Source organism: Achromobacter sp. DH1f, from assembly GCF_000633435.1.
GTDB classification, from domain to species: domain Bacteria; phylum Pseudomonadota; class Gammaproteobacteria; order Burkholderiales; family Burkholderiaceae_B; genus Achromobacter; species Achromobacter deleyi.
Genome location: NZ_AYMF01000008.1, coordinates 160,951 through 182,682 on the forward strand (window position 1 = coordinate 160,951; position 21,732 = coordinate 182,682).

Below are 21,732 nucleotides of genomic sequence, written 5' to 3' on the forward strand. Positions count from 1 at the left end.
TCAGAAGGAGCGGGGCAGGCCCAGGATGTGTTCGGCGACGTAGGACAGAATCAGGTTGGTCGAGATCGGCGCGACCTGGTACAGGCGGGTTTCGCGGAATTTGCGTTCGACGTCGTATTCGGTGGCAAAGCCGAAGCCGCCATGGAATTGCAGGCAGGCGTTGGCGGCTTCCCAGGACGCGTCGGCGGCCAGCAGCTTGGCCATGTTGGCCTGGGCGCCGCAGGGCTCGTGGGCGTCGAACAGGCGGCAGGCCTCGTAACGCATCAGGCTGGCCGCTTCGACGTTGATGTGGGCCCGGGCGATGGGGAACTGCACGCCCTGGTTCTGGCCGATGGGGCGGCCGAACACCATGCGTTCCTTGGCGTAGGCGGTGACCTTGTCGACGAACCAGTAGCCGTCGCCGATGCATTCGGCGGCGATCAGGGTGCGTTCGGCGTTCAGGCCGTCCAGGATGTACTTGAAGCCCTTGCCTTCTTCGCCGATGAGGTTGTCGGCCGGGATTTCGAGGTTGTCGAAGAACAGCTCGTTGGTCTCGTGGTTGACCATGTTGGGAATGGGGCGGATCGACATGCCGTGCTTGACGGCGTCATGCAGGTCGACCAGGAAGATGGACATGCCTTCGGACTTGCGCGTCACCTGGTCCAGCGGGGTGGTGCGCGCCAACAGGATCATCAGGTCGGAATGCTGCACGCGCGAGATCCAGACTTTCTGGCCGTTGATGACGTAGCGGTCGCCGCGGCGCACGGCGGTGGTCTTGATCTTGGTGGTGTCGGTGCCGGTGGTGGGCTCGGTGACGCCCATGGATTGCAGGCGCAGTTCGCCCGCGGCGATGCGCGGCAGGTATTCGCGCTTTTGCGCATCGGAACCGTGGCGCAGCAAGGTGCCCATGTTGTACATCTGGCCGTGGCAGGCGCCCGAGTTGCCGCCGCTGCGGTTGATTTCTTCCATGATGACCGAGGCTTCGGTCAGGCCCAGGCCCGAACCGCCGTATTCCTGGGGGATCAGGGCGGCCAGCCAGCCGGCTTCGGTGAGCGCGCGGACGAAGGCGTCGGGGTAGCCGCGTTCTTCGTCGACTTTACGGAAATATTCAGCGGGAAATTGCGCGCAGAGGTCGCGCACGGCTTCGCGGATGTCCTGGTAGGCGTGGGAGGCGTCGGGCATGGATTTGTCGGTGTCTATGAATGAATCGGTACAGCATCGAATGTGCCGCAAGGGGCCGCGCCTGCCAATTCACCATTCATTAATACGGGGTTCCTGTTCGCAAAAGCGCATTTGTGTGACCGCCGTTTGTCATGCGGGGCCGGGGATGTGTCAAGAAATTGCCAAACTGCATCCCCATAATCGGCCCGTTACGCCTATGTGGCGATGCAACAGACGGATGGATATGCGGAAAAATCTCAGGGTGACGACAGCGGTTTCGGCGATTCTCGCGGTGTTTGTGGCGCTGTTTGCGCTGGCGGCGGCGGCCGGGATCGCCGTGCTGCGCGAGAACCGGGCCGATATCGAGGCGCTGGGCCGCGGCAGCATCGAGCGCGCCAGCGACCTGTCGGACATGACCAGCCGCCTGTTCCAGGCGCGCGCCGCGCTGACCGACGCCAAGACGGCCATGGAAGGCGGGCTGGAAGAAGCCCGTGACCAGTCGCTGACCCACGCCGACGCGCTGCTCAAGCAGGCCGCGGCCAGCCTGGCGCGGCTGCGCGCCAATGCGGACACCAGCGAGCAGGGCGCGCCCTTGTTCGACCAGGCGCTGGCGGCCAACGCGGCGTTTGCCGACCAGACGCTGGCGCCGATGTTCAAGGCCATCAAGGGCTGGAACGGCATCGAAGTGAACCGGCTGGTGGACAAGGTGCTGCCGGTGACGGGCGCCGCCTATGTGAAGCAGGCGGATGCCTACCAGGCCTATGCCCGCGAACGGGGGCAGGCCGCGGTGGCCGGCGCCAGCCAGACGATGCAGCGGGTGACGGTGGTGGCCGCGGCCGTGCTGGCCTTCGTGCTGGTGCTGGCGGTGCTGATCCGCCTGGGATTCCGGCGCCGCATCCTGCGGCCGCTGAACGAGGCGGGCGCGCATTTCGACCGCATTGCCGACGGCGACCTGACCGGCAACATCGCGGTGCATGGCGATAACGAGATCGGCGTGCTGTATTCGGCCATGCGCCGGATGCAGACGGGGCTGTCGGCGGCGGTGGCCTCGGTGCGCCACGGCGTCGAGGAAATCCATACCGGGTCGGGCGAGATCGCCGCGGGCGGGGCCGACATGTCGGACCGCACGGCGCGCCAGGCCGGCTCGCTGCAGGAAGCGGCGGCCAACATGACGCAATTGGCGCATACGGTGCAGATGACGGCAGGCAATGCCGACCTGGCCAGCCGGCAGGCGCTCAGCGCCACCCAACTGGCCCAGCGCGGCGGCCAGGCGGTGGAAGAAGTCGTGACCAGCATGCAGGGCATCGCCGACAGCGCGCGCCGCATCGGCGAGATCGTGGGCGTGGTCGACAGCATTGCCTTCCAGACCAACATCCTGGCGCTGAATGCGGCGGTGGAAGCCGCGCGCGCGGGCGAGCAGGGCAAGGGCTTTGCGGTGGTGGCGGGCGAGGTGCGCTCGCTGGCCCAGCGCAGCGCGCAGGCCGCCAAGGAAATCAAGGGCTTGATCGAGGATTCGGCTTCCCGCGTGCAAGTGGGCGTGCGCCAGGTGAACCTGGCCGGCGACACCATGCGCGACATGCTGGCCTCGGTCGACAAGGTGACTCAGATCGTGGCGGAGATCTCCAACGCCACGGCCGAGCAGGCCGCCGGCATCGCGTCGGTCAATGATGCGGTGGCGGACATCGAACGCTCGACCCATGAAAACGCCGCCATGGTCGAGCAGACCGCCGCCGCGGCCGCCGCGCTGGAATTGCAGGCGCAAGGCCTGCAGCGCGCGGTCTCGGTGTTCCAGATCGCCCAGGCGGCGCAGCACGCCGCCGGGCAGGCGTCAGGGAGTGAGCTGCGGCAGGGCGCCGCCGCTGTAGCGCTCGGACACCAGCGACAGGTTCCCATGCTTGACCTTGTGCTTGACATGGGCAGCGGCCGACGCGATGTCCTCCGGGCGGATGCGCTCGCATAGGGAAGGGGTGACGGTCAGCGCGCCGACACCCAGCGTCACGAATGGGAAGAAGCGCGGCACGCCGTAACGGTCTTCGGCTTCGATGCCGCCGTTGCGGCGGCCCTGGTCGTCGTACAGGTCGACGGCGCGTTCATTGAACTCGGCGATGATGCGCTGGATGCGTTCGGTCCAGTCGGGGCTGCGCAGCAGCACCACGAAGTCGTCACCGCCGACGTGGCCCACGAAATCGCGCAGCGGATCGCAGTGGCGCTTGATGACGTCGGCGGTCAGCATGATCATGTCGTCGCCGCGCCAGTAGCCATAGACGTCGTTGAACGGCTTGAAGTTGTTCAGGTCGCCATAGCAGATGGTGAAGTCGGCGGCGTCTTCCAGCAGCGTGGCGATATGGCGGCTGATGGGGATGTTGCCGGGCAGGGACGTCAGCGGGTTGGCATAGCGTGCGGCCTCGATGCGCATTTCGGTCACCGAGCGCACCAGCGTTTCGCCGGTGGCCAGGCCGTCGTAGCGGCCATCGCGGGTGATGATCAGGCCGTCCATCAGGTAGCGCTGGTCTTCCGAGATCAGCACGTGGCTCAATTGGTCGATGGACACGTCCAGGTCCACCAGCACCGGCTCGGCGTTCATGAAGGTCGAGCAGGCGTCGCGGCCGAACAATTCGCGGGTATAGCGCTGGGCGTAATGCTCGGAAAAGTCGCGCCGGTTGATGATGCCGACCGGGCGGTTGTCGCCGTCCACCACGGCCACGGCGTGCAGGCTCTTGTGTTCGATGAAGAGCCGATGCACGTCGTCGTTGGTGTGCTTGGTCAGGAGGGCGGCGGGGGCTTCCACCCGCAGGCTGGCCGCGGTGCCGCCGGCCGAGCGCTGCGACAGCGGAGCCGGCGCGCGCACCCGCAGCGAATCGCGCAGGGGCGGGGTCAGCTCGGTGAGCAGGGCCTCGTCGGGGCGGCCCAGCAGCCAGCCCTGGGCGTAGCGGATTTCCAGGTCGCGCACCACCGCCAGGTCTTCGGCGGTCTCGATGCCTTCGGCCACGATGGCGGTGCCCAGGTACTGCGCCACCTTCAGGATGGCGCGCACCATGTTCTGCTTGCGGTCGTCGTGGCCGATGCCATTGAAGAAGTAGCGGTCGATCTTGACCAGGTCGGGTTGCATCTCGGACCACAGCTGCAGGTTCGAATTGCCCACGCCGTAGTCGTCCAGCGCGATGCGCATGCCGTATTCACGCAGGCAGGCGAAGGCGCTGCCCAGCGTGGCCATGTGTTCGGACAGGGGGTCCTGCTCGGTCAGTTCGACGATGATGTTGGACGGCGCCAGCGTGCAATCCTTGAGCAGGCGCAGCGGCATTTCGTCGCCCCACAGCGTCCAGTAGTGGATCAGCGCCGAGCCCGACAGATTCAGGAACAGCTTGCCCGGCGCCTCGTTCTGGTTGAAGCCCTGGGCGCCGGCCCGGAAGCTGGCCAGTTCCAGCTGCGGATGCAGGCCCTGGCGGCGGGCTTCGGCGAACAGGGCGTCGGGAAAGTGCAGGGCGGTGTCGACCGGGCCGCGGATCAGGCTTTCATGGCCGTAGATGCGGCTGTGGGACAGGTCGATGACGGGTTGGAAGCGCGGGCGCAGCAGCCGTTCGCGCAGAATGCCCGCCAGGCTGACGGACGCGGACGCCGCGCCGCCAGGAATGGGGGGCACACCGGCCGCATACGGCCGGGGCAAAGCTTGAGGTGGGTTCATCGCCGGAGCGTTTGGATACGATCAGTGACAAGATTAGTGATATTGACCATCGAATATTTCTGTGTTGTTGCGGTTACACGTAACAGGCGGTCTGCAATCGCGACCGCGCCCTATACAATTTGGCCCTATGACATCCCCCCATATTCCCGATTCCCTGCGCCGCGTCGTGCTGGCCTCCAACAATGCCGGCAAGCTGCGTGAGTTTTCCGCCCTGTTCGCGCCCCTGGGCATCGAACTGGTGCCGCAGGGCGAACTGGGCGTGCCCGAGGCCGAAGAGCCGCACGTCACCTTTGTCGAAAACGCCCTGACCAAGGCCCGCCATGCCAGCCGCCTGACGGGCCTGCCCGCGCTGGCCGACGATTCCGGCCTGTGCGTGGCCGCGCTGGACGGCGCCCCGGGCGTGTATTCCGCCCGCTACGCCAAGATGCATGGCGGTGAAAAATCCGACCAGGCCAACAACGCGCTGCTGGTGTCCAAGCTGGCGTCGGTGACCGACCGCCGCGCCTGGTACGTCGCGGTGCTGGCCCTGGTGCGCAGCGAAAACGACCCGTGCCCGCTGATCGGCGAAGGCCTGTGGCATGGGGAAATCATCGACCAGCCCGAAGGCGCCAACGGCTTTGGCTACGACCCGCACTTCTACCTGCCCGACCAGGGGCTGACGGCCGCTTCGCTCGATCCCGAGGAAAAGAACGCCATCAGCCACCGCGCCCGCGCCCTGCGCGAACTGCTGGGCAAGATCAGCCAGGCTTGATGCAAGGCGGGCGCGTCCCGCCCAGGAACACCGCATGTCCATCACCATCCCCATCCGCCCCGACACGGGCGCCGCGCGTACGCGCCTGGTCACGCCGGCCGGCGCCACGCTGACCAGCCTGCCGCCCCTGTCGGTCTATGTGCACGTGCCCTGGTGCGTGCGCAAATGCCCGTATTGCGACTTCAATTCGCACGCGGCGCCGGGTGAAATTCCCGAGCGCGCCTATCTGGATGCACTGCGCAGCGACCTGGAGCAGGCGTTGCCGTCCATCTGGGGCCGCCAGGTGGTGTCGGTATTCATCGGCGGGGGCACGCCCAGCCTCTTGTCGGCCGCCGGCCTGGACGAGCTGCTGGCGATGCTGCGCGCCTGTTTGAACATGTGGCCGGACGCCGAAATCACCATGGAAGCCAACCCCGGCACCGCCGAGGCCGATCGCTTTCGCGATTACGCGGCCAGCGGCGTGACCCGGTTTTCGCTGGGTATCCAGAGCTTTGACGACGCCCAGTTGAAGAAGCTGGGCCGCATCCATGATTCGGCCCAGGCCCGCGCCGCCATCGAGATGGCCCAGCGCGCCGCGCCGCGCGTGAACCTGGACATGATGTTTGCCTTGCCGGGCCAGACGCGGGAGGCCTGTGTGGCCGATCTGCGCCAGGCCATCGGCTTTGGCACGGAACACCTGTCGCTCTATCACCTGACGATGGAGCCCAATACGGTGTTCGCCAAGTTTCCGCCCGAAGACCTGCCGGACGACGACACCAGCGCGGCGATGCAGGACGCGGTCGAGGACGAACTGGCCGCCGCCGGGCTGGCCCGCTACGAGGTGTCCGCCTACGCCCGGGCCGGCGCGCGCTGCCGCCACAATATGAATTACTGGGAATTCGGCGACTACCTGGGCCTGGGCCCGGGCGCGCACGGCAAACTGTCGTTCCACGACCGCATCGTGCGCGAGGCGCGGCTGCGCAACCCCGAATCCTGGATGCAGGCCGCCGCGGCCCGCGATGGCAGCCACCTGTCGGAAAACCGCCAGGTGGGCCCGGACGAACTGCCGTTCGAATTCATGCTGAACGCGCTGCGCCTGAAGGACGGCGTGGCCACCACGATGTTCAGCGAACGCACCGGCCTGTCGCTGGCCGCCATTGCGCACCAATTGGAGGCAGCCTCGAAACGGGGCTTGCTGGACGCCGATCCGACCCGCCTGCGGGCCACGCCCCTGGGCTGGCGTTTCCTCAATGACCTGCAGGAAATGTTCCTGTAGCAGTCTGGCACCAAAATGGGGCATTCGTGCCCCATGGTTTGCACCATAATGGTGCTACATTTTTCCCTGACCTGGCCAATCCTCGGGCAATCCCGGGGGTAGAACCTGGCACGCTTATTGCTTCCCTCTTTTATGCCAGTCGAGAGCGGCACAGCCCTCGACCCTTTTATCTAATGGAGATGACATGGCAAGCCCGAAAGACGTCCTGAAACAGATCGCCGATAACGAAGTCAAATTCGTGGATTTCCGCTTTACCGATACGGTTGGCCGTGAGCACCACGTGTCCGTGCCCACCACCGCGATCGACGAAGACAAGCTGGAAAGCGGGCAGGCCTTCGACGGTTCGTCGATTCCGGGCTGGAAGGGCATCGAAGCCTCCGACATGCTGCTCATCCCCGACCTGTCGACCGCCAACCTGGACCCCTTCCGCGAAGAGCCGACGCTGATCCTGTCGTGCGACGTGGTCGAACCGTCCGACCTGAAGGGCTATGACCGCGACCCGCGTTCGCTGGCCAAGCGCGCCGAAGCCTACCTGAAGGCCTCGGGCCTGGGCGACACCGCCTACTTCGGTCCGGAACCCGAATTCTTCGTGTTCGACGGCGTGACCTGGAACACCGACATGTCGGGCACCTTCGTCAAGATCAAGTCCGAAGAAGCCTCGTGGTCGACCGGCCTGGAATTCGAAGGCGGCAACACCGGCCACCGTCCCGCTGTGAAGGGCGGCTACTTCCCCGTGCCCCCGGTCGACTCGTTCCAGGACATGCGTTCGGAAATGTGCCTGCTGATGGAACAGATGGGCGTGCCGGTCGAAGTGCACCACCATGAAGTCGCCGGCGCCGGCCAGCTGGAAATCGGCACCAAGTTCAGCACCCTGGTGCAACGCGCCGACTGGACCCAGATCGTCAAGTACGTCGTGCACAACGTGGCCCATGCCTACGGCAAGACCGCCACCTTCATGCCCAAGCCCATCGTTGGCGACAACGGTTCCGGCATGCACGTGCACCAATCCATCTGGAAGGACGGCCAGAACCTGTTCGCAGGCAACGGCTACGCCGGCCTGTCGGAATTCGCGCTGTACTACATCGGCGGCATCATCAAGCACGCCCGCGCCCTGAACGCCATCACCAACCCGGGCACGAACTCGTACAAGCGTCTGGTTCCGCACTACGAAGCCCCGGTCAAGCTGGCTTACTCGGCCCGCAACCGTTCGGCCTCGATCCGCATTCCGTACGTCGGCAACCCGAAGGGCCGCCGCGTCGAAGCGCGTTTCCCGGACCCCCTGGCCAACCCGTACCTGGCCTTCTCGGCCCTGATGATGGCCGGCCTGGACGGCGTGCAGAACAAGATTCACCCCGGCGATCCCGCCGACAAGAATCTGTACGACCTGCCGCCGGAAGAAGACGCCAAGATCCCGACCGTGTGCTCCTCGCTGGAACAAGCGCTGGAAGCCCTGGACAGCGACCGCGAGTTCCTGACCCGCGGCGGCGTCTTCAGCAACGACATGCTCAACGCCTACATCGACCTGAAGATGGGCGATGTGAACCGTCTGCGCATGACCACGCACCCGGTCGAATTCGACATGTACTACAGCCTCTGATTTCGAGGCAGTAGCTGGGGGAGCGCGATGATGTAGGCAGCCAACCAGGGCCCACACCACGCGCACCGCCAGGTCGCTGACCGATGGCTTGCCCCGTCCGGCTTCGCGCCGGACGGGCAGGGCGCCGCCCTCGGGCGCCGTCTGGGTCCGCGTTCCGATTTCCCCCTGTAGTCATTCGGGTACGTTGAAAAATGAATGTAGAAGCTCTCGATCTGCTTGCCACGTCCGTTTTCCTGGTCAACGAACGCGGGCACATCGAATACGCCAACGCGGCCGCCGAAGACCTGTTCGGCCGCTCGCGCAAGCAACTGTGCGGCCACTCCGCCGCCACCCTGTTCGACAACCCTGAGAATATCCAGTCGTCCATCGACCGCGCCGCGGCCGGCCGATACGCCGACGTGCGCCAGCTGGCGTCGCTGCGCCGCGCCACGGAATCCGTGGAAGTGGCCGTGACCACGGTGGGCCTGAGCGGCCAACGCTGGCCCGCCCTGATCGAAACCCGCGAGATCGAACAGCGCGTGCTGGCCGACCGCAACCATCGCCTGGTCGACGAGATCGAAGCGCACCGCGAATTGCTGCGCAACCTGGCGCATGAAGTCAAGAATCCCCTGGGCGGATTGCGCGGCGCCGCGCAACTGCTGGAAGCCGAGCTGCCCAGCGCGGCCCTGGCCGAATACACCCAGGTCATCATTTCCGAAGCCGACCGCCTGCAGGCGCTGGTGGACCGCCTGAGCGGCCCGCAACGTGTGCCGCTGAACGCGCGGCCGGTCAACATCCATGAAATCTGCGAGCGCGTCTGCGCCCTGATCCAGGCCGAGTTCCGCCACGACGTCACGCTGGTGCGTGACTACGACGCGTCGATGCCCGACCTGAAAGGCGACGCCGCCCGCCTGATGCAGGCCGTGCTCAACGTGGCCCGCAACGCCGCCCAGGAACTGGTCGCGCGGCCGCAAGGCCCCGGCGTCGAACCCGGCGTCGTCACCCTGCGCACCCGCGTGGCGCGCCAAGTCATGCTGGCGCACCGCCAACACCGCCTGGCCCTTGAACTGTCGATCATCGACAACGGCCCGGGCGTGCCCGACCACATCCGCGACCGCATTTTCCATCCGCTGGTCACGGCGCGTGCCGGCGGCACCGGACTGGGCCTGAGCCTGGCCCAGGACTTCGTGCAGCAGCACGGCGGCATCATCGAATTTGAATCCCGACCCGGGCGTACCGAGTTTCGCCTGGTCCTACCGATGGAGCCCGCACACTGATGAAACCCGTATGGATCGTCGACGACGACCAGGCCATCCGCTGGGTCCTCGAAAAGGCCCTGGCCCGCGCCGGTGTCCCCACCCGCAGTTTCTCCCAGTCGGCCGACGTACTCGAGGCCCTGGCCCACGACACGCCCGTTGCGCTGGTGTCCGATATCCGCATGCCTGGCGGCAACGGCCTGGAATTGCTGCGCCAGCTCAAAGAGCGCCATCCCGGCTTGCCGGTCATCGTCATGACCGCCTTTGCCGACCTGGACAGCACCGTTTCCGCCTTCCAGGGCGGGGCCTTCGACTACCTGGCCAAGCCCTTTGACGTCAACGAAGCCGTCGCGCTGATCCAGCGCGCCATGCAGGAATCGGCCCAGCCCGAAAGCCCCGAAGGGCAGGGCGAGGCCCAGAACAACGAGCGCTGGATGATGACCCAATCGTCATCCACCGCCATGCAGGAAGTCTTTCGCGCCATCGGCCGCCTGGCCCAGTCCAAGGTCACCGTCCTCATCACCGGCGAATCCGGCACCGGCAAGGAACTCGTTGCCCGCGCCCTGCACGGCCACGGCGTGCGCGCCAGCGGCCCCTTCGTCGCCCTGAACGCCGCCGCCATCCCGCGCGACCTGCTCGAAGCCGAACTCTTCGGCCACGAGCGCGGCGCCTTCACCGGCGCCAACACCCTGCGCCGCGGCCGCTTCGAAGAAGCCCACGGCGGCACCTTGTTCCTGGATGAAATCGGCGACATGCCGATCGAACTGCAGACCCGCCTGTTGCGCGTCCTGGCCGAAGGCAGCTTCTACCGCGTCGGCGGCGCCCAACCGGTACGCGTCGACGTGCGCATCGTCGCCGCCACCCACCAGCCGCTCGAACAACGCGTCGAACAGGGCCTGTTCCGCGAAGACCTGTTCCACCGCCTGAACGTCATCCGCCTGCGCCTGCCGCCGCTGCGCGAACGCATCGAAGACATCCCCGCGCTCGCCAACCACTTCCTGGCCGCCAGCGCGCGCGCCCTGGGCGTGCCGGTCAAGCGCCTGACGCCCGAAGCGCTGGCCGTCCTGACCAAATTCGACTTCCCCGGCAACGTCCGCCAGCTCGAAAACTTCTGCCACTGGCTCACCGTCATGGCCCCCGGCCAAACGGTGGAACGCGCCGATCTCCCCCCCGAGATCCGCGCCATGGAGCATCCCCCCGCCACCAGCGCCGCGCCCCCCCGCGTCGCCATCGGCGGCAGCATCTCCACCATCGGCACCGTCGTCCAGCACACCGCCCCCGCCCAAGACGACGGGCCCCCGCGCAACTGGCAAGACTCCCTGCTGCGCGACGCCCAATACCGCCTGGAACGCGGCGAACCCGCCGTCATGGCCACGCTGACCCGCCAGTTCGAAAAAATCCTGCTGCAAAGCGCCCTCGACGCCAGCCGAGGCCGCCGAGTAGAAGCCGCCTCCCGCCTGGGCATTGGCCGCAACACCATCACCCGCAAACTGCGCGAACTAGGCATAGAAGACGAGTAACCCAGGTCCGCGCGCAACGCGCGCGGCCCCACTCGCACGCCATGCCGGCGCAAAAAAAGCGCCACAGCAGGGCGCACAAAGCCAATCATCAGCAAGCAAGCGGCAAACGCCACCGCCGCCTACACGCGCAAGCGCCATCCGCTGACGCAAGACACCACGTAAGCCGAGCAAGGCCGCCCGCGCGGCCGGCACGAGGCGGGCCCCGCAAACCGCTCCACACCCCCACTGACCGCGGCCACCACGCCAAGCAAACCGCCCGCCCCAGCACCCGAGGCAAATCCTCATCACGAGCGCTTGGCGGCGTGGGCGGGTGAGGGCGGGGCGTGTAGATGCGCCCGAGGGAATTCGAAGGGAGCCGAAGGCGGACGAGAATGACGAAGGGGCAGTCCGGAGCGAAGGCTCCGGACCGCAATCGTAGCCCCGTCCTCACCCGCCCACGCCGCCAAGCGCGGCTAAAGAAGAACCCCCTCAAGGCAAAAAACTCAACCCCAAGACCCCACCACAGCAACAAAGAAAGCCAAAACCCCACCCAAAGCCACCACAACCCCCACAACTTTGCGCCGCTCCAATTCCGTCCAAAGCAACACCCCCGTCAGACACAACACAATCAACGCCCCCCCCACAGAATCCGACAACAACACCCACCCAACCCCCACCCCATTAGCCCGATGAAAATTCTGCACCACCCCCCACCACCCCGCCACGCTCCGCCGAGCACTAGCCACCCCGCTTGAAGGCCAGAACTCCACCTGCACCTGATACCCCGGCGCCCGAAACAACGCCTGCCACTTCTCCGGCTGGCGCGCCGTCACATCCCCCCAATGCACCTCGTGGGCCGGCTCCTTGCGGATCCGTTCCACCGGCTTGTTCAACTGCAACGCCTCTTGCAGCCACGCCCCCACCGCCGCATCCGTTCGCGGCAGATCCGGCGGCGCCTGCAGCTGCAGCGTCTCCACCACCGGCCCCGGCATATCGATCTTCAGCACTGCCCGGTGGTTCTGCAGAATCCCGCTGGCCCCGAACAGCAGCCCCAGCAACGCCCCCCACAGCCCGAGCCAGCCATGCGCCTTGCGCAACGCCTTCAGGTACACCCCGCGCCGGTTCGGCGGCCGCGGCCGGGCAGCCCCCGCAGGCGATGGCGCGGCCGTCATCGGCCGGCTCACGGGCGCACCTCTTGCCGTTGATCCCTTTCCCTTTGATCCGCTTGCCGCTCCACGCCATGACGTGGCGGCGCTTGCAGCCGCAACGTCGTCAGCGTGAAGCTGTCCGCCGCGAAGTGCCGCTGCGCCTCGCCGCCGCCCGCCGGATACACCTCGGTGTCGTCCATGCTGGGCAGGTACGCGATGCCGCGGTCGACGTCGTAGGCCATGTTGTGGGCCCAGGGGCGGGTGCCGATCGAGGCCACCCGGCGCAGTCCGGCCGGCGTGCTGACGTCGTAGATCGACAGCCGCGCGTCGGCGCCGCTGGGCGCCAGCAGCCAGCCGCGGCGGTCGTCGTAGGCCAGCGCATTGATGTCGCGGCCGGCCGGCGCGCTGGCCAGCACGGCACCGCTTTGCGCATCCAGGCTCAAGAGGCGCGGCGTCGCGCCGCGGCAGGCCACGAACAGGCGCTTGCCGGCGGCGTCGGCCGCCAGTGCGCTGGGGCGCGCGCATTGCGGCGGTTGCCAGACCTGAAGCAAGGCCATGCGGCGCAGGTCAAGGACGGCGATGCGGCCTTCATCCCGCATCGGCAGCGCGATCCGCGCCGGTCCCAGCAACACCGGCGCATCCAGCTTGGCGGCCGGCAGGTCCAGGCTGGCGCGCACGCAGTCGCAGGCCGGGTCCAGCCGATACACCCGTGACACGGCCCCGCGGCGGCCGCTGGTCAACAGCACCTGGCCGCTGGCGGGATCGAACAGTGCATTGTTCAGATTGCCGCTGTCCACCGGCACGCGTTTCAGCACCTGCCGGTCCGACGCGCGTATCACGATGACGCTGCCGTCCATGGCCGCCACATACAGCCGGTCGGCAGCCGGGACGGCCACCGCGGCATTGGCGCCTTCGGTGCCGGGGATGTCCGCCAGCGCTTCGCGGCGGGCCGCGTCCCAGATCGTCAGGCCGTTTTCACGGCGGGCCAGCAGCACGTGCCGGCCGTCTTGCGCCAGCGCGGCAAACCCCCAGCTGTGGCCGCTGCCGGGCAGCACCGTGGCGCTGCGTTCGGCGACGATGGGATCGGCGTCGGCGTGTGCCGTCGCGGCCAGAGCGGCCAGGGTCGCGGCCATCAGGCCGGACGAAGCGCGCCCCAAGAGCCGCGTGACCCGCGAAACGCCGGCATATCGTTGCGGCGCCATGCTTAGAACTCCACCCGGGTCGACAGCACGAACTGACGCGCATCGCCCATGGAAATGAAGTACTGGTTGGCGCTGGACGTGTAGTAGGTGCGGTCGAACAGGTTGTTCACGTTCAGCTGGAACTGCACATTGCGTCCGGCCACGCGCGTGTCGTAGGTGGCGAACGCGTTCATCACCGTATAGGCCGGCAGCTCGAACGAATTGGCCGAATCACCCGGGCGCGTGCCCACGTAGCGCGCGGCGGCGCCCAGGCGCAGGCGGCCTTCGCCGATCTGGCCGGCGTTGTAGACCAGGGCCAGCGACCCGGTGTGCTGAGCCACGTTCCACAGGCGGTTGCCCTGGTACAGCGGGTCGTCGGTGGTGCGGGCATCCAGGTAGGCGTAGCTGGCCATGAAGTCCCAGCGCGCCGACAGCGAACCGCTGACGTCCAGTTCCACGCCGCGCGAACGCGCCGCGCCGCTGGTGCGCCAGTCGGTCAGCTTGGTGACGTCGTTGTATTGCGACACCAGCACATTGCGCTTGCGGATGTCGAACAGCGCCAGCGTGCCGGTCGTCTGCCCCGGCATGTCCCATTTCAGGCCCAGTTCCCACGACTTGGACTGCTCGGGCGCCACGCCCGAATCGATCACGGTGCCGCTGGTGAGCGGGGCGATCGTGGAGGTGGGCTTGAGCGATTCGGTGTAGCTGCCGTACAGCGAGACTTCGGGCGTCCACTTGTAGACCAGGCCGGCGCGCGGCAGCCACTTGCCGCCCTGGATGTCGGTGTTGGTGTTGAACGGGCGGCCGCGGCCGGCCAGTTGTTCGTAGTGCTGGTAACGCAGGCCGCCCACCAGAATCCAGCGATCGGTCAGGTGCAGCGAGTCTTGCAGGAAGAACGAGGTGGCGCGCAGCTTGTCGGTCTGGTCGCTGTCGCTGGCGACCACGGTGTTGCCGGGGTCCTGCAGGCCGTACACGGGGTTGACGTAGCTGAACGGCTTGGACAGGTTCTGGCGGATCAGGTCCGAACGGAAGATCTTGCGGCGTTCGTAGTCGGCGCCGATCTGCACGTCGTTGCGCAGCCCGCCCAGGTCGACCCGGCCGTCGAGATAGCCGATCACGTAGTGGTCGGTGGACAGCGCCCCGCGGGTGCCGTCGTTGCTGCGCTTGAGCGTGCCCGTGGCCGGATCGATGCTGGTCACGCGGACCTGGTTGGCGTCGTAGCGTTCCTGGTTCCAGCTGTAGCCCAGGTGGGCCTTCCAGTTCTCGGTGACGCGCTGGTCGACGGTGACCTGCGCCAGTTCGGTGCTGCCCCACATATTGTTGTAGGGCTCGTCCAGGCGGCGGCGCGAAGGAATGTCCAGCGGTTTGCCGGTGGTGGGGTCCAGCGCGGTGCCGCGATCGAACGGGTATCGGTAGTCGCGGTGTTCGTACGAGGCCACGATCTGCGTATCTTCGCCATACCAGGCCAGCGACGGCGCCACCAGCGTATCGCGGCGCCGGCCGAAGTCGCGCCAGTAGTCTTCGTTCATGGTGTCCACCACCAGGCGGTAGGCCAGGCGCGAGTCGCCGATGGGACCGGTGGAATCCAGCGTGGCGCCCGCGCCGGTGCGGCTGTGGGCGTAGCTGGAACCGGTGACGGTGATGGCGTTGTACGGCGTCAGCAGCGGCCGCTTGCTGACGATGTTGATGACGCCGCCCGGGTCCATGATGCCGTACAGCAGCGAGGCCGGGCCTTTGAGCACTTCGACCGAATCGGCGGCCGCGTTCAGGCCGCGGCCCTGCACCAGCGGCATGCCATTGTGCATGATCGAGCCGTCGCGGTTGGCGCCGAAGCCGCGCTTCATCAGCGTGTCCTGCGTGCCGGCCAGCGTGTTGCCCTGGGTGATGCCGCTGACGTTGGCCAGCGCGTCGTCCAGGTTGCGCGGGCGCTGGTCACGCAGCACCTGGGCAGGCACCACGTTCACGGCCTGCGGCTGGTCCAGCACCGCCAGGGGCGAGCGGCTGACGCCCGCGACCGGTTCCGGCTGGTAGCTGGGGTTGATGACCGAGGCGCCGACCACGGTCACCGCGTCCAGTTGCGCCGTGTCATCCGCCGACGACAGCGGCCGCACGGTGTAGACGTTGTCCGAGCGCCGCTCGGCGCGCAGGCCGGTGCCGTCCAGCAGGCGGCCAAAGCCCTGGTCGATGCTGTAGGGGCCGGACAGGCCCGCGCTCTGCTTGCCGGCCACCAGGCGGCCATCCAGCGACAGCGTCACGCCCGCCTGGCTGGCAAATTGGCTGAGCGCCTGCGACAGGGGGCCAGCGGGCACCTGGAAGCCGGCAGAGACCTGGGCCTGGACCGGCGCGGTAGCCAGGGCGAAAGCCGGGGCGGCCAACGCGGCGGCCAGGGCGCGGACCAGGAGCGGAGAGCGAAGGGTGGGGACGTGCATGGGTTTCCTTGGCGACAGGACGCGCAAAACGCGGCGTACATCTGGCATGCCAAGCGAGATGGCAAAAGGGGAACCGCGATAAGGCGGCTGTTACAAAAAAGAGCCGCGGCGGGTTGCGCTTCAGGGGCCGCCGGGTCCATCGAGGATTCGCCCCGCGATGACAAGCCCCGGTGCTAGGCCGCCTCCAGCCGTATCCATCCTGGCAGGACGCGGTGCGCCCGCACCGGCAGGGTGGATTCCAGGGCGCGCAGGATGCGGTCGGTGTCGGCCAGGGGGAACACGCCCACCAGCGGCAACGGCGCGATGTCGGGCGTACAGGTGACGAAGCCGCGGCGGTAGCGCGCCAATTCGGCGGCAAAGCGGCCCAGCGGCATGCCGTCGGCGACCAATTCGCCACGGGTCCAGGCGTCGCGCGCCGAGTCCAGTGGCTGGGGGGCATCAATGGCGCGGCCGGAAAATGCGGTCCGGGTGCCGGCGGGCACGATGCGGCTGGCAGCGTCGGCGGGCTGGATCTGCACGGCGCCGGCATACACGTCCAGCCAGGCACGGCTGCCATCGCGCAGCACCGCGAAGCGCGTGCCCAGCGCCTGCAATTGGGCATAGCCCACGTCCACGAGGAAAGGGCGCGCGGGCGTGCGGGCATCCGGGTGCGTGTCGATCAGCGTTTCGCCGTCCACCAGCACCACGCGCCGCGCGGTGTCGTCAAAGCGCAGGTTGACGGCGCTGGCGGTGTTCAGCCACAGGCGCGAACCGTCTTCCAGAGTGGCCTGGCGGGTCTGGCCGACGTCGGTGCGCAGGTCAGCCCATTGGCGTCGGGTGGCCGGTTGGGTCCAGGCGGCGGCGCCCAGGCCGCCTGCGCCGGCCAGCAGCATCAGCGTGCGCAGCGCGCGGCGCCGCCCTTGTCCGGCGTGGGTCAGGGCGTCCAGCGCGGGTTGGCCGGCCACCGCTTCGAAACGGGCGCTGATGGCCGTGACGGCATCCCAGGCGCGGCGGTGTTCGGGCGTGGCGGCCAGCCAGGCCTGCCACTGGCGGGTGTCGTCGGCGCTGGCGCGTTCGTCGCCCAGGCGCGCGAACCAGTCGGCCGCGGCTTGCAGCACACGGCGGTCGGGGGCGGCAGACAGCGGCGCGGCCCTCACCAGACGCCGTCCGCGATCAGCAGGCATTGCAGCATCACCTGCGACATATATTTCTTGACCATGCGCTCGGACACCTCCAGGCGCAGGGCGATATCGGCATAGGTGTGGCCGCCCAGTTGCGACAGCAGGAAGGCCTCGCGGGCGCGCGCCGGCAGGCGATGCAGCATGGCGTCGATCTGGAGCAGGGCTTCAAGCACCAGCGCGCGCCGTTCAGGCGATGGCGTGGTGGCTTCGGGGCGCTGGGCCAGCGCTTGCAGATAGGCCTGTTCCAGCTCGCGGCGGCGCCATAGATTGACCACCAGGCCGTGGGCGATGCGGGTCAGGAAGGCGCGGGGCTCGCGCAGGCCCGGCGTGTCGCGGGCCGCCATCAGGCGCACGAAGGTGTCCTGGGCCAGGTCGGCGGCGTCGTGGTCGTCGCGCAGGCGGCGCCGCAGCCATGAAGTCAGCCAGGCGTGATGGGAGCGGTAGAGCGTGTCGACGGCATGCGGAGCCGATAGATCGCCGGGCGGCACGGTAACTCCAGACCTGAAAGAATAATGGGAATGGTTCCTATTATAACTATTCAGGCCGGGAGCGCCATCGTTGAAAACTGGCCTCGGCTTACTTGAACAGCGCGGCGTTCTCTTCCAGCACGGCGTCGGCGCACTGGGCGTCCAGGTTGCCGCCCGGGGCGCCGGCCACGCCGATGGCGCCGATGACGTTGGCACCGGCCTTGATGGGCACGCCGCCGCCCAGCAGGAGGAAGCCGGGGATGTCGGTCAGGTTGGCGGCGCCGGGGTTCTTCTGGGCGTTTTCCATCATGGCCAGCGTCGGCGCCTTGGCCGACGCGGACGTGAAGGCCTTGGCGCGGCTGGCTTCAATGGTGTGCGGGCCGGCGTTGTCGCCGCGCACGAAGGCCTTGAGCAGGCCGGCGCGGTCGACCACCGAGGCGCTGACGTTGTAGCCCTTGGCCTGGCATGCCGCCACAGCGGCGGTGGCCAGCTTCTGCGCGTCGGCGGTCGAGATGTTGCTTTCGCTGAGCACGGCGGCGTGGGCGGCGCCCGTGAAAGCCAGCGTGGAAACCAGTGCGGCGAGCGTGTGGCGGGTCATGTCTGCGTCCTTTTATCGAGTGAAAGTCAGGAGCAGTCAGTGTGGCCAAAAGGGGGAATCGGCGGTATACGCCCGATTACGCTGGCGTCTCCGTAGCGCTACGGAGGGCAGGGCTGATGACGGCCGGGCAAACGGCGTGGTCTGTGCCGCGACGCGGCTAGTCGAGCAGCGTGGCGTACTGGCGGATCAGTTGCGCCAGCGAGTCGGCTTCGAGCTTGGCGAAGACATTGGCGCGGTAGGTTTCGACGGTGCGCGGCGACAGGTCGAATTCGCGCGCGATTTCCTTGTTGCTCAGGCCTTGCACCACGCGTTCGAGCACCTCGCGTTCGCGCGCGGACAGCCGTGCCAGCCGGTCGGCCGCGGCCTGGGTGACGGCCAGGCGTTCACGGCTGGCGATGTGGGTGCGCACGGCGGCCTGCACGGCATCCAGAAAGACGTCGTCGTCCACCGGCTTTTGCAGGAATTCCATGGCGCCGCCCTTGAACGCGCGGCGGCACAGGTCGACGTTGGCGTGGCCGGTCAGCATCACCACGGGCAGGTCGGATGTGTCGGCCAGGCGTGCCAGCACGTCCAGCCCGCTGATGCCGGGCATGCGGATGTCCAGCACCACGCAGCCGATGGTGTGCGGCGACAGGCCGGCCAGGAAAGCCTGCGGATCGGCGTGGCCTTCGCTGCGCAGGCCTACGCTGCGCAGCAGCAGCGCCAGCGCGTCGCGCACCGCGTCGTCATCATCGACCAGGTAGACCAGCGGGGAATGATCGGGGGCGTTCATGTCGGGCCCTTGGCCAATGGCAGGGTCAGGGTGAAGCAGGCGCCCGACGGCTGCAGGTTGTGCGCGGCCAGGCGGCCGTCCATGGCGCCGGCCAGCGTTTCGCACAGCGCCAGGCCCAGGCCCATGCCCTGGGCGCGGGTGGTGTAGAACGGCGTGAACAGGCGGGCCAGCGCGTCGGGGGCAATGCCCGGGCCATTGTCGCTGACCGTGAAGACATAGGCGTCGCCTTCAAGGCGGCCTTGCAGCGTGATGTCGGGCGCGGCGTCGGCGGTCGGGCGGGGCGCGCGGCTGGCGGGATGGGCGGTTGCCATGGCGGTGCCGGCGCCGTCGGGCGCGATGTGCACCAGGGCATCGGCCGCGTTCTGCACCAGGTTGTGCAGGATCTGTTCCAGCGCCACGCGGTCGCCCAAAGGACGCGCGCCCGGGCTGGCGTTGCGCCAGGTCAGGCGGATGCCGTGGCGGGCCAGTTCGGGCTCGCGCAGAAAGCGCAACGAGGCCACCAGCGCGTCCGGGTCCAGCGCTTCGCGCCGGCTGGGCGTGGTGGGTTGCACCAGCGCGCGCATGCGGCTGATGATGTCGGCGGCGCGCTTGGCCTGTTCGGCGCTGGCAAGCAGGGCGCGGCGCACCGACGGGCGTTCGTCTTCGTCGTCCAGCAGGCGTTGCGCGGCGCGGGTCTGGGCCAGGATGGCGGTCAGGGGCTGGTTCAGTTCGTGGGCGATGCCGGCGGCCATTTCGCCCAGCGTGCTCAGGCGCGCCATCGCGGCCAGGCGAGCCTGTTCCTGCTGGCGCCGCGCTTCGGCGCGCGAACGGCGCATGGCCGTCACGCCGGCCACCAGCAGCGCGCTGGTCAGGCCCCACAGCAGCCACGGCAGCCAGGGCCACGACGCGGGCGTGAGCGTGCGCGCGCTGTGCAGCATGAAGGGCTGGCTGGCCGCGCCGAGCGGCTTGGCCAGCACCAACGGCCAGCCCGGGCCGACGGGGTCGGGCTGGCGCGCCAGCAGCGTGAGCGGCGCCTGGCCGATCGCCAGGGTCAGGTTGGCCAGGCCGGCGGGCAGGTCGGCCGGGGCGACCAGGTGGCGCGCATCGACCAGCAGGCTCCAGCTGGACGGCGCCACCAGCCAATAACGGGCCGTGTCCAGCGGCAGCACGACCGGGCGGCCCAGCGTGCGGGCCTGCTCGACGGCGGCGCGCAGACCGGGCGGTTCGTCGGTACTGCCGGCCCAGGCGCCGTCGGGCAGGTAACCCAGCCCCTGCAATTGCGGCATGGCCGGCTGCAGGCTGGGAAACAGGCGTTCGGGGGCAGGGGGGTGCGACAGGGCGGACAGCGTGGCCAGCACGGCTTCGTGCTGCCCGGTTTTCTGGCTGAGCATGCGCTGGGCGATGCTGGTGTCCTGGAAAAAGCGGTCGTATTGGCCGATGTAATCCTGGCGGCCGAGCCAAAGGGCGCCAAGCAGGAACAGCACCAGCCAGTAGAAGAGGGCGCGATGGCGCAAGGGGGGATTCACGCCTGGAATTATGCCCTGCGGAGATTCCGGACCGGAATCCGTAGGGCTACGGAGGGCTGAACACGACGCACCCCCGCGCGGCCCGTCAATGCTCGCAGGGTTGCGCGGAGCGCTCAGGCCGCCAGCCGTGAGCCGATATCCTGGTCCGGCGCGGTCTGCGCCGCGGCCGACACCGTCATCTGGTACAGCGCGGCCACTAGATCGGACTGGGTCACCAGGCCGACCAGCGTGCGGTCTTCGCCCAGCACCGGCACGCAATGCAGATGGTCGGACATCGGCCGCGCCAGTTCGATGGCGGGCAGGCTCGGCGTGGCAAACGGCACTTCGGACCGCATGCAGTCGGCCACCAGCAGGTCGGCCGGCGCGCCGCCAGCCGCCGCCACGGGCGCCGGCCGGCTCTTGCGGGCCAGCACGTCACCCTGTGCCAGCATGCCGGCGTAGTGGCCGGATGAATCCAGCACCGGCAGCCACTGCAGCCGATGCTTGTCGAACAGGCGCACGGCGTAATCCAGCGGGTCTTGCCGCTGCACGGTGACCACGTCGCGCGACATGATGTCGGCGCAACGCACGTCGCCAAAGCGGCGGGTGCTGGCGCGCAGCTCGGCGGCCAGCACGATGTCTTCAAGGTCTTCCTTGCTGATGTCCAGCAGCTCGCCGCGCTGGGCCAGCGCCTGGTCCAGGTCGGCGCGCGAAAAGCCCAGCCGCGCGCTGGGAACGGGGTCGCGGGTGCGGTGGCCGGCGGCCGGCTCGGCGTGGCGGCGTGGATAGTTGCGCTTGAGCAGGCCGTTGAAGACCACGGCGATGCACAGCAGGATGACGGTATTGAGCCCCACCGGCCACAGCACGAAACCGTAGCCCAACGCGGCCACGGGCGGGCCGCCCAGCACGGCGGTCAGCGCCACCGCGCCGCTGGGCGGATGCAGGCAGCGCAGCCAGAACATGGCGCCGATGGCCAGCGCCACGGCCGTGGCGGCGGCAAGGCCGGGGTCGCCGATGAACTGGGCGCAGAACACGCCGATCAGCGCCGACACCAGATTGCCCGCCAGAATGGACCAGGGCTGGGCCAGCGGGCTGGCAGGCGCGGCGAACAGCAGCACGGCGGACGCGCCCATCGGCGCGATGAACCAGGGGCTGGCGACGCCCAACGCATGGCGGCCGACCCATTCGGTGCAGAACAGCCCCACCAGCGCGCCCACGGCGCCATAGAGCTTCTCGCGCCCGTTGACGCCGACCGGCGCTGGTGCGAACGCGCCAAGCCAGCGCTTGATACCCACAGCCAAAACCCTCTCCTTGCCCCCGTGAAATATATCGGG

16 protein-coding genes and 1 pseudogene are annotated in these 21,732 nt (G+C 68.2%); 6 read left to right on the plus strand and 11 right to left on the minus strand.

Translation table 11 applies throughout. The annotated features are described in order from the left end of the window. Complete coding sequence (locus U858_RS0107195; protein ID WP_025136493.1) at window positions 1-1,161, minus strand: acyl-CoA dehydrogenase family protein; 1,161 nt, start codon at window positions 1,159-1,161, stop codon at window positions 1-3. A 223-nt stretch (window positions 1,162-1,384) separates the two neighbouring features. Between U858_RS0107195 and U858_RS34705 the strand changes: the two are divergent. Then, a pseudogene (locus U858_RS34705) lies at window positions 1,385-2,818 on the plus strand (methyl-accepting chemotaxis protein); the annotation flags it as partial. Window positions 2,819-2,968: 150 nt separating this feature from the next. Here U858_RS34705 and U858_RS0107205 read toward each other — a convergent pair. Beyond that, a complete protein-coding gene (locus U858_RS0107205; RefSeq protein ID WP_343038580.1) occupies window positions 2,969-4,822 on the minus strand; it encodes an EAL domain-containing protein in 1,854 nt (617 codons plus the stop codon). Window positions 4,823-4,949: 127 nt separating this feature from the next. Between U858_RS0107205 and rdgB the strand changes: the two genes are divergently transcribed. From rdgB to ntrC, 5 genes are all read left to right on the plus strand, one after another. Next, window positions 4,950-5,573: an RdgB/HAM1 family non-canonical purine NTP pyrophosphatase gene (gene rdgB / locus U858_RS0107210; protein ID WP_025136496.1), complete on the plus strand. Its 624-nt coding sequence runs from the start codon at window positions 4,950-4,952 to the stop codon at window positions 5,571-5,573. Between the two features lie 34 nt (window positions 5,574-5,607). Beyond that, complete coding sequence (gene hemW / locus U858_RS0107215; RefSeq protein WP_025136497.1) at window positions 5,608-6,828, plus strand: radical SAM family heme chaperone HemW; 1,221 nt, start codon at window positions 5,608-5,610, stop codon at window positions 6,826-6,828. 184 nt (window positions 6,829-7,012) lie between these two features. Beyond that, window positions 7,013-8,425 (plus strand): type I glutamate--ammonia ligase, encoded by a 1,413-nt coding sequence (glnA, locus tag U858_RS0107220; RefSeq protein WP_025136498.1) that lies wholly within the window; start codon window positions 7,013-7,015, stop codon window positions 8,423-8,425. Window positions 8,426-8,616: 191 nt separating this feature from the next. After that, window positions 8,617-9,681: a nitrogen regulation protein NR(II) gene (gene glnL, locus U858_RS0107225; protein WP_025136499.1), complete on the plus strand. Its 1,065-nt coding sequence runs from the start codon at window positions 8,617-8,619 to the stop codon at window positions 9,679-9,681. Beyond that, complete coding sequence (ntrC, locus tag U858_RS0107230; RefSeq protein WP_025136500.1) at window positions 9,681-11,180, plus strand: nitrogen regulation protein NR(I); 1,500 nt, start codon at window positions 9,681-9,683, stop codon at window positions 11,178-11,180. The genes glnL and ntrC overlap by 1 nt, the downstream gene beginning before the upstream one ends. 482 nt (window positions 11,181-11,662) lie before the next feature. Here the strand turns inward: ntrC and U858_RS0107235 are convergent, their stop codons facing one another. From U858_RS0107235 to U858_RS0107275, 9 genes are all read right to left on the minus strand, one after another. Continuing rightward, a complete protein-coding gene (locus U858_RS0107235) occupies window positions 11,663-12,271 on the minus strand; it encodes a PepSY-associated TM helix domain-containing protein (RefSeq protein ID WP_232786506.1) in 609 nt (202 codons plus the stop codon). A 68-nt stretch (window positions 12,272-12,339) separates the two neighbouring features. Then, window positions 12,340-13,509, minus strand: a complete 1,170-nt coding sequence (locus tag U858_RS0107240; RefSeq protein WP_025136502.1) for a YncE family protein — start codon at window positions 13,507-13,509, stop codon at window positions 12,340-12,342. A 2-nt stretch (window positions 13,510-13,511) separates the two neighbouring features. Next, a complete protein-coding gene (locus tag U858_RS0107245; protein ID WP_025136503.1) occupies window positions 13,512-15,917 on the minus strand; it encodes a TonB-dependent receptor in 2,406 nt (801 codons plus the stop codon). Between the two features lie 173 nt (window positions 15,918-16,090). Next, complete coding sequence (locus U858_RS0107250; protein WP_029953623.1) at window positions 16,091-17,080, minus strand: FecR domain-containing protein; 990 nt, start codon at window positions 17,078-17,080, stop codon at window positions 16,091-16,093. Beyond that, window positions 17,050-17,565: a sigma-70 family RNA polymerase sigma factor gene (locus tag U858_RS0107255; protein WP_025136505.1), complete on the minus strand. Its 516-nt coding sequence runs from the start codon at window positions 17,563-17,565 to the stop codon at window positions 17,050-17,052. The genes U858_RS0107250 and U858_RS0107255 overlap by 31 nt, the downstream gene beginning before the upstream one ends. Before the next feature lie 88 nt (window positions 17,566-17,653). Beyond that, window positions 17,654-18,142 (minus strand): heme-binding protein, encoded by a 489-nt coding sequence (locus U858_RS0107260; protein ID WP_025136506.1) that lies wholly within the window; start codon window positions 18,140-18,142, stop codon window positions 17,654-17,656. Between the two features lie 157 nt (window positions 18,143-18,299). Then, window positions 18,300-18,914, minus strand: coding sequence for a response regulator transcription factor (locus tag U858_RS0107265; RefSeq protein WP_025136507.1), 615 nt, complete (start codon window positions 18,912-18,914; stop codon window positions 18,300-18,302). Beyond that, entirely contained in the window at window positions 18,911-20,419 is a 1,509-nt protein-coding gene (locus U858_RS0107270; protein ID WP_025136508.1) for a sensor histidine kinase, read from the minus strand. Before U858_RS0107270 ends, U858_RS0107265 begins: the two co-directional genes overlap by 4 nt. A gap of 113 nt (window positions 20,420-20,532) precedes the next feature. After that, entirely contained in the window at window positions 20,533-21,699 is a 1,167-nt protein-coding gene (locus U858_RS0107275) for an HPP family protein (protein ID WP_025136509.1), read from the minus strand. Window positions 21,700-21,732 lie beyond the last annotated feature (33 nt).